Source organism: Amphritea atlantica (assembly GCF_018860855.1).
In the GTDB taxonomy this organism is placed as follows: domain Bacteria; phylum Pseudomonadota; class Gammaproteobacteria; order Pseudomonadales; family Balneatricaceae; genus Amphritea; species Amphritea atlantica_A.
In genome coordinates, this window is sequence record NZ_JAHKQE010000002.1 from 30,661 (window position 1) to 42,851 (window position 12,191).

A 12,191-nucleotide genomic window follows, 5' to 3' on the forward strand; every position below is an offset into this window, starting at 1 on the left:
ATGTCGACCAATCAAGGAAATCAAGGGCCTTTCAAAAATCTGATCTCACTCTTTGCCGAACATCGCGTCGCAGCCAACTTACTGATGATGTTGATGATACTGGCCGGTATCTGGGGACTAAAAAAACTCAACACCCAGTTCTTCCCCACCTTTGAACTAGACATTATCACCATCGCCGTACCCTGGAGTGGCGCGGCCGCCGAAGATGTCGAAAGCTCGATCATCTTGCCGATTGAGCGGGAATTAAAATCAGTTAACGGTATTGATGCCCTCTACTCAACTGCCACGCAGGGTTCCGCATCGATTCGTATCGAACTAGAGGAGGACAGCGATGTCGCTTACATCCTCGATGAGGTAAAACAGAAGGTCGACGGCATTACCAATCTACCGGCCGATGCGGAAAAGCCGATCGTGCAGCAGGTGATCCGCTATGACAATATTGCCCGCATACTCATCACCAGCCCTACCGCCAGCCAGCAGGAGCTGCGCACCCTCGCCCGCGAATATGAGCGGGAACTACTACAACGGGGCATTCGCAAGATCGACTTTGTCGGTCTGCCGGAAGAAGAGATCGCCATTCAAGTGTCATCCAGCCGCCTGCATGAACTCAACCTCAACCTGAGTGATGTCGCCCAGATTATCAATCAGCGCAGCATTGATCTGCCCGCCGGTACCGCCGCCCAAGGGGATGGCTCACGACAGATTCGTAGTCTCAGCCAGCAACGGGATGTGACCGGCTTCAATCAATTACCCTTAATTACCGATAACAATGGCCAGCTACTCCGGTTAGGGGACATTGCCACCATTGACTGGCGCAATCAGGACAATCAAACCTACCTGAGTTACCAAGGCCAGCCCGCTATCCAATTGCTGCTGCGCCGTACTGAAAACGACGACACCTTAGAAGCCGCCGCCATTATGCGCGAGTGGCTAACAGAACGGACGCCAACCTTGCCACCGGGCATTCAGCTGATCGCCTTCGATGAAGGCTATGAAGCAATTCAGGATCGTATTAATCTGCTCGTCAAAAACGGGGTGAGCGGCCTAATTTTAGTTATCGCTATCCTCTTTCTGTTTCTCAACGCTCGCGTGGCGTTCTGGGTCACCATCGGTATTCCAGTCTCCTTTATGGCCACCCTCGCGGTACTTTACGGTATCGGCGGCAGCATCAATATGATCAGCCTATTTGGCATGATCATGGCGCTGGGGATTATTGTCGATGATGCCATTGTAGTCGGGGAAGATACCCTCACCCACTTACAGATGGGCGAGCCCGGACTACAAGCCGCTATCGGTGGCGCACACCGGATGCTAGCCCCAGTCATGGCCTCCTCGTTGACCACCATTGCCGCCTTTCTTCCGCTATTATTAATTGGCGGGACGATCGGTAATATTCTGATCGATATTCCCACCGTGGTTATCTGTGTCATTCTCGCTTCGGTGGTGGAATGTTTCCTCATCTTGCCCGGCCACCTACATCACAGCCTTCACCGAGCGGCCGACCTACATCCATCGACTACCCGCATCAAGCTTGATGCCGCATTCAATCATTTTAAAAATGGCCGCTTCCGTGGCTGGGTCGAAAATGCCATCGAATTTCGCTGGGTGACCATCACTATCGCCTTCGCCGCCTTTATTATTGCCATCGGCCTCGTTAGCAGCGGGCGGATTAAATTCAACTTCTTCCCCGCTGTTGAGATGGAAACCCTGAATGCCAATATTCAGTTCACCTCGGGCAGTAGCCCTGAACAGGTCGATCAATTTCTGCAACATCTGGATAAAACCTTACGCCAAACCGAACAGGAACTCGGCGGCGATCTGGTCAAGATGGCACTGCAAATTCACCGTAAAACGAATAGCAGCCGCACCAGTGAGGGCGCCAATCAAGGCGATGAATTTGGCGCGTTATATGTGCAGTTCACCCCCGTCGATAGCCGTGAGATCGCTAATGGTGAAATTATTAACAAGTGGCGTAGCAAGATCACCCTACCCGCGGGTATTGAGAAGTTCACCATCGATCTAAACCGTACCGGCCCACCAGGAAAATCACTCGAAGTTAAATTGGTGGGGGACGATGTCGAACAACTTAAAGCCGCCTCGTTGGCGGTGCAGGATAGCTTACGTCAGTATAACGGCGTCAGTAATGTCGATGATGACCTGCCGTTTGGCAAATCGCAGCTAATCTATGAACTCACCCCCGCCGGTAAAACAGCAGGGCTAACCCTCAGCTCCGTTGGCCGTCAACTCAGATCATCCTTTGATGGTCAGCTAGTGCAGATCTTCAACCGCGGTGAAGATGAAATTGAGGTCCGCGTGGTGCTACCCGACAGCGAGCGAGACCGTTTCAGTGCCCTCGAGAACCTACCCATTATTCTGCCCAATGGCGGCAGCGCTCCGCTGGCCAATGTGGTTAAATTCTCCGACAAACAAGGGCTTGATCGGTTACAGCGGATAGACGGACAACTGGCGATTAAGATCACCACCGACCTCGATGAAGCGATCGCCAATGCCAATGAGATTATCGCCGACCTGCAAGCGGGTAAACTGCAACAGATCACCTCCGCATTTGGCGTTGAAGCCAGTTTCGAGGGGCGTAACAAAAACCAGCGAGAAACCCTCGCCGATATGCAGATGGGGTTATTAATTGCCCTACTGCTGATTTTTATTATCCTCAGTTGGGTATTTTCATCCTATAGCTGGCCATTCGCCGTGATGTTGGCGATTCCTTTGGGTCTGACCGGCGCCATCGCCGGACACCTGCTGACCGGTCAAAGCCTCACCATTCTCTCGTTATTTGGCTGCTTTGGTTTATCCGGCATCGTCATCAACGATTCTATTGTACTGATCACCTTCTATCAGAAACTGCGTAATACCGGGATGGATGTGCATAAAGCGATTGTTGAAGCCGCTTGTCAGCGTCTGCGGGCCGTATTACTCACCTCATTGACCACCATCGCGGGACTTACACCGATTCTCTTTGAAACCTCGTTACAAGCTCAGTTCTTGATCCCGATGGCGACTTCACTGGTGTTCGGGCTGGCCTTTGGCACTGTGCTGATTCTCTTGGTGGTGCCGGCCTTACTGATCACCCTTGAGAATGGCAAAGCGATGTTCAAATCTTTCACTAGGGGACACCAAAGCAAACCAAGCTGATTTCCCAGCATCGATAACGATCTGCATACCTCAGTATGCAGATCAGTCCATGCCGCCCTTAAACCTTTTTCCAGAGATAAACGTTAATTGATACGGGGTTTCATTGGCCTGCCGACTTCCATCCGGTATAATTTTCGCTCTTTTGACAGCGGCTAATTACAAGGCATTTCAATGAATCCAGATCTGCAGAAGCTTCAGCCATACCCATTTGAAAAACTGGCTAAGCTGAAAGCCGGGGTAACCCCACCAACCGAGCTCGACCATATCGCCCTTTCTATCGGTGAACCCAAGCATCCATCACCGGCATTTGTGATCGATGAAATGAGTCGCAATCTGGATAAACTGGCGAACTATCCCACCACGGCAGGCACCATTGAGTTACGCCAAACGATCGCAGACTGGGCCACTCGCCGTTTTTCACTCAAATCAGGTAGCCTAACCGGCGAACAAAATGTGCTGCCCGTGCTTGGCACCCGTGAAGCGATTTTCGCCTTCACCCAGTGCGCCATCGATAGAGCACCGGCCAACCAAGAAACACCGCTGCTAGTCTCGCCCAACCCGTTTTATCAGATCTATGAAGGTGCGGCCTACCTCTCCGGCGCCGAACCTTACTATCTCAGTTGCGTTGCTGAGAATAATTTCGTACCCGATTTTGATGCTGTGCCCGAAGTCGTCTGGCAGCGTTGCCAGCTCCTATTTCTCTGTTCGCCGAGCAACCCGACCGGCGCGGTCACCGATGCAGCGACACTGAGCAAGCTAATTGCGCTATCAGATCAGTATGACTTCATTATCGCCTCCGATGAGTGCTATTCCGAAATCTATTTCGATGAAGCACAGCCACCGGTCGGTTTGCTGGAAGTCTGTGCTCAGTTGGGCCGAGATGACTATAAAAACTGCATGGTATTTCACAGCCTGTCTAAACGTTCAAACCTGCCAGGACTGCGTTCAGGCTTTGTCGCCGGTGACGCCCGTCTGATTAAGCCTTTTACTAGCTATCGCACCTATCACGGCTGCGCCATGTCGATTCCAACTCAATTGGCGAGTATCGCTGCCTGGAATGATGAGGCACATGTGCTAGAAAACCGTGATAAGTACCGGGAAAAATTTGCCGCTGTCGTCGAGATTCTGAAGCCAGTCATGGATGTCGATTTTCCAGATGCGGGTTTCTATCTATGGGCCGCCACGCCGATTGCCGATGACCTGTTCACTCAAGGTTTGTTTGCACAGCAGAACGTCACTGTACTGCCCGGAAGCTATGTTTCCAGAGCCGATCAGCAGGGTAACCTGCCGGGGGCTGGCCGTGTGCGTATGGCGCTAGTCGCCACCTTGGATGAGTGTGTCGAAGCGGCTTGGCGCATCCGCCGTTATGTTGAATCGCTGACAAACTAAGAGGCTAATAATGACAACGATGTATGGCATTCCCAACTGCGACACCGTGAAAAAAGCCCAGCGCTGGTTAACCGCTAACCATGTCGACTTTAGCTTTCACGACTTTCGCAAAGATGGCCTCACCGAAGCTCAACTGCGCGAGTGGGTTGCCGCACTGGGCTGGGAAACCTTGCTCAACAAACGCAGCACCAGTTGGCGCGCCCTCAGTGATGAGGTTAAAAACAATATCGATGAAGCCTCCGCCATACGCGAAATGCTCGCGACGCCGACGTTGATTAAGCGTCCCGTGCTGAGCCACGCTGGCGGCCTACTAGTCGGCTTTAAAGAGAGCGATTACAACACGCTCTTAGCTTAAAAAATTAATCTTTTGCCTAGCCGATCTGACATAACAGGTCGGCTAACAACCACTATTTTAATGATCTTACGCTAAGGTATTGCGCTAAGATCTTACGACAAGTTCTATGGAGTGACACACATGAGTACATTTGCATTCGGCCTCGGTATTGGCACTAAATCGTCTGACGGTGAGCTACTGGAAGTTTATTATAACGGCCCACTGCTTAACCCTTCTGATGAGCTGATCAAAGCCGCCACCGATGCGGTAGGCTACACCGGTGGCAATCAAGCGATTGAGTTATCGGCGGAACAACTGGGCGCTCTCGAGTCAGCCTTTTTAGCGGTTGATGCCGAAGACCAAGCTGAGATCATTGAGATCTGCAAAGGCACTCACCAGCCCATGATTCTGACCGTACTGGCCACCGATGCCGATCCTGAATCCACTGCTGAGGTTTACCTCAAGCTGACACTATTGTCACACCGTCTGGTTAAGCCCCATGGCCTTAACCTAAATGGTATGTTCGGCAAACTGCCAAACGTGGCTTGGACTAACGAAGGGGCGATCTCTTTAAACGACCTGCCTAAGCGTCAACTGGCTGCCCGCGCTCAGGGTCGCATTATCGATGTTCACTCTGTGGATAAGTTCCCTAAAATGGCGAACTACGTTGTGCCAGCCGGTACACGTTTGGCAGCCACCTCACGTATTCGCCTCGGCGCACACGTAGGTGAAGGCACCACGGTTATGCATGAAGGTTTTATCAACTTCAATGCCGGCACACTGGGCGTCAGCATGGTTGAAGGGCGTATCTCTGCAGGGGTTGTGGTCGGTAACGGTTCTGATTTGGGTGGTGGCTGCTCGACGATGGGCACCCTGTCCGGCGGCAACAATGTGGTCATCTCCGTTGGCGAAAACTGCCTACTGGGCGCCAATGCTGGTTTAGGTCTCCCACTGGGTGATCGCTGCACCATTGAAGCGGGTCTGTACGTAACCTCTAGCTCTAAAGTCACCCTACTGGATGATCAAAATAACGAAGTCGCTACCGTTAAGGCGGCTGAGCTGGCCGGTAAGCCCGACCTGCTGTTCCGTCGTAACTCACAAAACGGTCGCATCGAAGTTAAAACCAACAAGTCGGCTATCGAGCTGAACGAAGAACTGCACGCCCATAACTAAGCGTGTCATCTACGGGTGTTGCCATTGGCGCACTCGATCTATTCTCCTCCCCCATTGCCCGACGTTAAGGTAGCCCAATGCCCCAACTAACCCCCACTATCGAATTAGCCAAACAACTCATCTCACGTCGCTCCGTCACACCGGAAGATGACGGTTGTCAGGAACTGATGATAGAACGTCTCGAAGCAATGGGTTTTCATATCGAACGCCTACAATTTGAAGAAGTAACTAACTTCTGGGCGCGCCGAGGCACACAGGGACCGCTGTTCTGTTTTGCTGGCCATACCGATGTCGTGCCGACCGGGCCTGAAGCCAACTGGAGCCATCCACCTTTCGATCCCATTATTGAAGATGGCTTTCTCTGTGGCCGAGGGGCCGCCGATATGAAAGGCAGTCTAGCAGCCTTTATCACGGCGCTAGAACGCTTTATTGAACACCACCCTGACCATGACGGTTCCATCGCCCTACTGATTACCAGCGACGAGGAAGGCCCTTTTGTTAACGGTACCACCCGAGTGATTGATCACTTAGAAGCCCGTAACGAAAAGATTACCTGGTGTATTGTTGGCGAACCCTCCAGCACCACCAACGTTGGTGATGTCATTAAAAATGGCCGGCGAGGTTCCATCAGCGGCGAGTTAACCATCCATGGCGTGCAGGGCCATGTTGCCTACCCGCACCTAGTGGAAAACCCGATCCACCTGGCTGCCCCTGCGCTACATGAGCTGGCCAGCGAAGTATGGGATGAAGGCAATGACTTTTTCCCGGCTACGAGCTTCCAGATCTCCAATATTCATGCCGGTACCGGCGCGACCAACGTAGTCCCCGGCGAGATTAATGTGCTATTTAATCTGCGCTTCTCTACCGAAATCACCGCCGAACAGATTAAAGAGCGAACCTACGCCATTCTTAACCGTTACGGTTTGAATTTTGATATTAACTGGACTCTCAGTGGCCACCCATTTATTACCGATCGCGGTGATCTCGTAGATGCCTGTGTTGAAGCTATCCAATCCATCACTGGTTTGGATACCGAGTTATCCACATCGGGCGGCACTTCCGATGGACGCTTTATCGCCCCAACCGGCGCACAAGTAGTTGAGTTAGGCCCGATCAACGCCACCATTCACAAGGTCAATGAACGGGTGAAGGCAGCGGATCTCGATACCCTGTCTTCGCTGTATGAAAACATTCTCGCTAAGCTGTTGGCACGGTAACCCGTATGAGCTTCGATCTTAACTGTCCCGTCTGCCTGCAACCGTTACAGGGCGATTTGAAACATCTCGAATGCCCCGAACGACACAGCTATGATGCGGCCAAACAGGGCTACTGGAACCTGCTGCTCGCTAATCAGAAACGCTCTAAAGATCCCGGTGATAATGCCGCGATGGTGTTGGCTAGACGCCAATTTTTGGCGCTGGGCTACTATCAACAACTGGCCGATACCATCGCTACACGGCTTGCCGAACGTGCGGCAGGACTCGCCTCACCCCGTATCCTCGATATGGGCTGCGGTGAGGGTTATTACACCCAGCGGATGGAGCAGCAACTTGAACTGCACGCCAGTGGCGCCCAGCTAGCGGGGCTGGATATCTCGAAACACGCCATAAAAGCGGCCTGTAGCCAGAGTAAAGCCGTCACCTGGATGGTGGCTTCTGGGGCACGAATGCCAGTAGCGGATGCCTCTTTAGATCTGATGACCGTGCTGTTCAGTCGTTTGATGCCAGAAGAGTTCAGCCGCACACTAAAACCCGGCGCAGAACTACTAATCGCCTACCCCGGTGATGACCATCTAATCGAATTGCGCACCCAGATCTACGACGAGGTACGCCACTCGGGCTTTACCCCCGAATCGGTATTGGGCAACACCTTTGAGCATCTAACAACCGAAACGATTAGCTATCAATTCACGCTACCGAATCCGACTCAGATAGATCAGTTGTTAGCGATGACGCCTCATGGTTGGCGCATTACCCAAACCGCTCGAGAGCGTCTGGCCAAGTTGCAACAGCTAGAAATCACCCTAGATGTTCGTCTGGCACGCTTTAGACGGATCTAAAGCATGCGCCATCGCAGCCTAAGACAACGCCTACGTTTACGCCTGATACGTCGGGCCGATAATGTGAAGCAAAACCTTGCCATTCTGATGGCCGGACTCGGCCTCTTTATGCTCGGTTTTATCGCCTTAGTGCTAGCCCAATTTCTCTTAGCAGACAGTCTGCAGCGAGATATTGTTGCTCTTCTTGGGCTTATTCTGTCAATTGGCGGCGCAATCATCGCAGCCTTCGGCTATATTAGCCTGAGCATCTTAAGAATTTTTCGCTTTCTGTTAACCGACATTCAACCCAACAAGAACACAGACTCTCACCATGACTGATACCCAACGCCACCCCGATATTGAGATCTATATTAAAGACCGCTCATTGGATCGGATCAGACAATGGCTGGAGAACCTCTGCAGCCCCTTAAAACGAGACTTTGAGCAGGGCCAGGTACACCACTTCATCGGCTTTATTGATGGCCATGAGATGCCGATCATGATTCACGAAAAAGTATCCGGCAAAGCCTGGACCAGTGTCTGGTTCAACTCAGATCAAACCCCGTGGATAAAAGATCTCGACTGCGCCGAACAAGCCGCCCGCGAACTAGATACACAGATTCGCTGTATCGCCAGTGGCTGGACGTCGGGAGATGATCCAGATGAATGGTGGAAAGTAGACAATGGCACTGTTGAAAAGATTAACTGGCAGAGCTGATTTACCCCTAAAAGACCCTTTTGGCGAGTGCTCTGTCTAAATTAAGCCTGAGCACTGAACTGCTGCCCCGAACGATCAATCTGATCGATCATCAAACGCCCTGCCGATGCCAACCCCATGCGAGCGAAGTCATCACCACTAGAGGCGACACGATTAGGCGTGTTAGCCTGCACCGAAAGATGACTCAATAAATAAGCCAAATCACCTGGATGATCCTCACTCACAGCACTATTCAAACGACTCACCACCTCATCGGTATAGAGTGAGTCAGGATCGGGATATGTCGCGGGCTGCTCCGCCGGTAAACTAAAGCCGCTGGTCGAGGTTTTTGTTTTCTGCGTCTGATCTTCGGTAGCATTGATCAGACTCAACAGCATAGAGAATTGCGCACCCCGTCCCTCATTGACCGCTTGGGTCAACGACGAGGTGTAAGTCTCGATCCGCTGTTCTAACTGTTCAAGCCGTTCGATCTGCATCAACAACAACCACATATCAGGATTAAAATAGAGTCAGTTATAGATCGGCCTAAACGGGAAAATCTTTAATATTATCGTAGACTTAATCCACGTCATTAGCGCTCAACAGCCAATTAGCCTTCAGCGAACGAATCTCCCTCAGAGAGCGGCGTCACCGGCACAGCCAAAAATTCAATAAACGCCCTCACCAACGGATTAATATGAGATTCAGGCGGCACCACCAGTGACATCTGTCGGGTCAACGCCAGCGGCGTCTGTAACACCACCAACTCGCCCCTGAGAAGCTCATCAGCAACCGCTAACTGAGATAGACAACCAATGCCGAGCCCTGCCTTAACCGAGCGCTTAATCGCCTCCTGACGGTTCAGCGCCATCACCGAACCCAGCTGACCACCCACCTCCTGCATTGCCCGATCGAACACCGCCCGCGTCCCAGACCCCTGCTCCCTTAAAATCCAGCGCTGTTGTCCCATTTGCGCCACCGTTAACCTTCCCTCCAGAGCCAATGGGTGCGTCCGACTACAAAACACCTGCAGATGATCTTCTCGCCAAGCAAGCGTCTGCAGTTGATGATGGGAAGCAGGCCCCTCGATCAAGCCGATATGCGCCTGGCCTTTTTCTAGCCGCTCAAGCACCCGCTGGGTATTCGCAATCTGTAAGTCCGGTTCCACATCAGGATGAAGGGTTAAAAAATCTGACATTATCTGGGGGAAAAGATAGCTGGCAATCGTGACACTGGCCGCCACTCTAAATGGCCCACTGACACCCTGACCATAGGGCGTTTTAAGGCTTTCGATATAGGCCAAAATATCTCGCACCCGAGGTAAAACCTCCTGACCGACATCGGTGATTTCCAATTCACGGCCAGTGCGATTAAACAATCGATAAGCCAACGTGGACTCCAATTCCTTTAACGCCTGACTGGCCGCCGACTGACTCAGCGCCTGCTCATCTGCCGCCGCCGTGAGTCGCCCTAGCCGAGCAGTGGCCTCAAATATTTTTAACTGCCTTAACGAAATCGCCATTGTTCGGTTTTTCTTATATCTAATGTTAAAAACATCCATTTTACTAAACATTAATAACATTGGAAGATGGCTGCGTCACTCACAAAGATGAACAAAACGATGCCACGTATTATTCTGCTACCCCTTATTGCCGCATTAGCACTCGGACTTGCCAGCTTAGGCCCCATCGCACAACTGGGCCTAAGCGCCCTACCGCTGGCGATTTTAATCGGCATGATATGGGGACACTTTGATCACCGGCAAAGCAAAAATGATCAACGGGTCAGTCAGTTCTGTCAGCAACGCTTACTACGCACAGGGATTGTGCTGTTTGGCTTTAGCCTGAGTCTAGAGCAGATCTTTGCCGTCGGCTGGCAGGCACTGTTATTAGATGCGCTGATGATCTGCACTATTTTTAGCCTTGGCACCTGGATCGGTATAAAGTTTTTTAAACTTCACCGAGATGTTGCGATTCTAACCTCTGTCGGTAGTGCGATCTGTGGTGCAGCAGCGGTGCTCGCGACCGAATCCGTATTAAAACCCAAACAGCAACATGTCACCATCGCCGTAGCAACCGTGGTGCTGTTTGGCACCTTGGCGATGTTTAGTTATCCACTGATCTATCAGTTTGCGGGTATGACCGAGCAATCTTTTGGTATCTATATCGGTAGCACCGTGCATGAAGTCGCACAAGCCGTTGCAGCGGGTGAATCGATCAGCCCTGAGACCCTACAAACAGCGGTCGTCGTTAAGCTGATTCGAGTGATGATGCTCGCCCCTTTTATCCTGCTACTCAGTTCATTCCTGAGCAACGCCAGCAGTGGGCAAGCAGGTAAAGGCAAGGTAATCATCCCATGGTTTGTATTTGGTTTTATCGCTGCCACCGGCGTTAACAGCTTCATCGTGCTCCCCGAGCAACTACTGGGCCTATTAAAAACCGCCAGCCAGTTCAGCCTAGCGCTGGCAATGGCCGCACTCGGCCTACAAACCCGTTGGGAGACGATCAAACAGGCGGGGCCTAAACCTATGTTGCTAGCGTCGATTCTGTTTGTGACGTTGATCGTGGGGGGTTATGGATTAAATCGATTGTTGATTAGCCTGTAAACCTTTCAACAACCATTTAAAAATCAGGTTTTCACATACTCAATCTGATTGATGTACCAATAGGCCTCACCGGCCGGAGTCCTGATGGCGACCTCATCGCCGACCTCTTTTTTCAATAGGCCTCTGGCCATCGGTGAGTCGATGGAGATGTAATCCTTACGTTCAAATATCTCATCATAACCGACGATGCGAAAACGCTTCACCTCGCCGTCGTCGTTCTCAATCTCAACCCAAGCACCAAAAAACACCTTACCCTCTTGTTCCGGCGCGTAATGCACAATGCCCAGTTCATCAATACATTTGCGCAGATAGCGCACTCGGCGGTCAATCTCCCGCAAGCGCTTCTTATTGTATTGATAATCGGCATTTTCACTACGATCCCCAAGGCTCGCCGCCCAAGTGACTTTTTGGGTAACCTCTGGCCGCTCTGTACGCCATAAGTAATCTAGCTCCGCTTTAAGCTTATCGTAGCCTTTCTGTGTGATTAATCGTGCTTTCATCAGCCAACCATACCTTCAACATAAAGATCTGCTAACGAGATGAACCACTCGATACTAACAGACCGGAATAGACCGCATTTTTACCACAGAAGCGTGTTGGGAACACAGAAAAAAACCCAGCTCTTCATCATGCGCTTTATTGGCAGACAAACAACCGGTGATGACTTTGGAGGTAGTAGAAAGATTAGACATAAAAACCACCCAACGGTGGCCACTGATGAAATAGATCGTATAGGATAACTTCGCCTTACAGCCCGAGATCACACACACCAGCGTTGTTTCCCTCGACTCGAACCTAGCGA

General features: G+C 51.5%; 12 protein-coding genes. 9 read left to right on the top strand and 3 right to left on the bottom strand.

Annotated features, from left to right (window positions below; genetic code table 11):
- The 8 genes from KO512_RS00355 to KO512_RS00390 all read left to right on the top strand — a co-directional run bounded on the left by KO512_RS00355 (position 1) and on the right by KO512_RS00390 (position 8,805).
- The gene (locus tag KO512_RS00355; RefSeq protein ID WP_215950358.1) at positions 1-3,153 is read left to right on the top strand and encodes an efflux RND transporter permease subunit; all 3,153 of its coding nucleotides are present in this window, start codon (positions 1-3) and stop codon (positions 3,151-3,153) included.
- 171 nt (positions 3,154-3,324) lie between these two features.
- On the top strand, positions 3,325-4,542 hold the full coding sequence (dapC, locus tag KO512_RS00360; RefSeq protein WP_215950359.1) for a succinyldiaminopimelate transaminase: 1,218 nt from the start codon (positions 3,325-3,327) through the stop codon (positions 4,540-4,542).
- A 10-nt stretch (positions 4,543-4,552) separates the two neighbouring features.
- Complete coding sequence (locus KO512_RS00365) at positions 4,553-4,897, top strand: ArsC family reductase (RefSeq protein WP_215950360.1); 345 nt, start codon at positions 4,553-4,555, stop codon at positions 4,895-4,897.
- 120 nt (positions 4,898-5,017) lie between these two features.
- Positions 5,018-6,049, top strand: coding sequence for a 2,3,4,5-tetrahydropyridine-2,6-dicarboxylate N-succinyltransferase (gene dapD / locus KO512_RS00370; protein ID WP_215950361.1), 1,032 nt, complete (start codon positions 5,018-5,020; stop codon positions 6,047-6,049).
- Between the two features lie 77 nt (positions 6,050-6,126).
- The gene (dapE, locus tag KO512_RS00375; RefSeq protein ID WP_215950362.1) at positions 6,127-7,266 is read left to right on the top strand and encodes a succinyl-diaminopimelate desuccinylase; all 1,140 of its coding nucleotides are present in this window, start codon (positions 6,127-6,129) and stop codon (positions 7,264-7,266) included.
- A gap of 5 nt (positions 7,267-7,271) precedes the next feature.
- Positions 7,272-8,108, top strand: coding sequence for a putative RNA methyltransferase (locus KO512_RS00380; protein ID WP_215950363.1), 837 nt, complete (start codon positions 7,272-7,274; stop codon positions 8,106-8,108).
- A 3-nt stretch (positions 8,109-8,111) separates the two neighbouring features.
- Positions 8,112-8,426, top strand: a complete 315-nt coding sequence (locus tag KO512_RS00385) for a hypothetical protein (protein WP_215950364.1) — start codon at positions 8,112-8,114, stop codon at positions 8,424-8,426.
- Positions 8,419-8,805: a hypothetical protein gene (locus KO512_RS00390; RefSeq protein ID WP_215950365.1), complete on the top strand. Its 387-nt coding sequence runs from the start codon at positions 8,419-8,421 to the stop codon at positions 8,803-8,805. Before KO512_RS00385 ends, KO512_RS00390 begins: the two co-directional genes overlap by 8 nt.
- Positions 8,806-8,846: 41 nt before the next feature.
- Here KO512_RS00390 and KO512_RS00395 read toward each other — a convergent pair whose 3' ends face one another.
- Complete coding sequence (locus KO512_RS00395) at positions 8,847-9,281, bottom strand: hypothetical protein (RefSeq protein WP_215950366.1); 435 nt, start codon at positions 9,279-9,281, stop codon at positions 8,847-8,849.
- A 113-nt stretch (positions 9,282-9,394) separates the two neighbouring features.
- On the bottom strand, positions 9,395-10,306 hold the full coding sequence (locus KO512_RS00400) for a LysR family transcriptional regulator (RefSeq protein ID WP_215950367.1): 912 nt from the start codon (positions 10,304-10,306) through the stop codon (positions 9,395-9,397).
- Between the two features lie 99 nt (positions 10,307-10,405).
- Here KO512_RS00400 and KO512_RS00405 point away from each other — a divergent pair, with 99 nt between their 5' ends.
- Complete coding sequence (locus tag KO512_RS00405) at positions 10,406-11,389, top strand: YeiH family protein (RefSeq protein ID WP_215950368.1); 984 nt, start codon at positions 10,406-10,408, stop codon at positions 11,387-11,389.
- 23 nt (positions 11,390-11,412) lie between these two features.
- On the opposite strand, the gene greB is transcribed toward KO512_RS00405, so the two are convergent.
- Positions 11,413-11,889, bottom strand: coding sequence for a transcription elongation factor GreB (gene greB, locus KO512_RS00410; protein ID WP_215950369.1), 477 nt, complete (start codon positions 11,887-11,889; stop codon positions 11,413-11,415).
- Between the last annotated feature and the right edge of the window lie 302 nt (positions 11,890-12,191).

What these genes read in the sequence shown, in the direction of transcription:
- KO512_RS00355 (WP_215950358.1), top strand. Translation starts at nt 1, where the DNA reads ATGTCGACCAATCAAGGAAATCAAGGGCCTTTCAAAAATCTGATCTCA.
- KO512_RS00405 (WP_215950368.1), top strand. Translation starts at nt 10,406, where the DNA reads ATGCCACGTATTATTCTGCTACCCCTTATTGCCGCATTAGCACTCGGA.
- KO512_RS00390 (WP_215950365.1), top strand. Translation starts at nt 8,419, where the DNA reads ATGACTGATACCCAACGCCACCCCGATATTGAGATCTATATTAAAGAC.
- KO512_RS00400 (WP_215950367.1), bottom strand. Translation starts at nt 10,306, where the DNA reads ATGGCGATTTCGTTAAGGCAGTTAAAAATATTTGAGGCCACTGCTCGG.
- dapD (WP_215950361.1), top strand. Translation starts at nt 5,018, where the DNA reads ATGAGTACATTTGCATTCGGCCTCGGTATTGGCACTAAATCGTCTGAC.
- dapE (WP_215950362.1), top strand. Translation starts at nt 6,127, where the DNA reads ATGCCCCAACTAACCCCCACTATCGAATTAGCCAAACAACTCATCTCA.
- KO512_RS00395 (WP_215950366.1), bottom strand. Translation starts at nt 9,281, where the DNA reads ATGCAGATCGAACGGCTTGAACAGTTAGAACAGCGGATCGAGACTTAC.
- KO512_RS00365 (WP_215950360.1), top strand. Translation starts at nt 4,553, where the DNA reads ATGACAACGATGTATGGCATTCCCAACTGCGACACCGTGAAAAAAGCC.
- dapC (WP_215950359.1), top strand. Translation starts at nt 3,325, where the DNA reads ATGAATCCAGATCTGCAGAAGCTTCAGCCATACCCATTTGAAAAACTG.
- KO512_RS00385 (WP_215950364.1), top strand. Translation starts at nt 8,112, where the DNA reads ATGCGCCATCGCAGCCTAAGACAACGCCTACGTTTACGCCTGATACGT.
- KO512_RS00380 (WP_215950363.1), top strand. Translation starts at nt 7,272, where the DNA reads ATGAGCTTCGATCTTAACTGTCCCGTCTGCCTGCAACCGTTACAGGGC.
- greB (WP_215950369.1), bottom strand. Translation starts at nt 11,889, where the DNA reads ATGAAAGCACGATTAATCACACAGAAAGGCTACGATAAGCTTAAAGCG.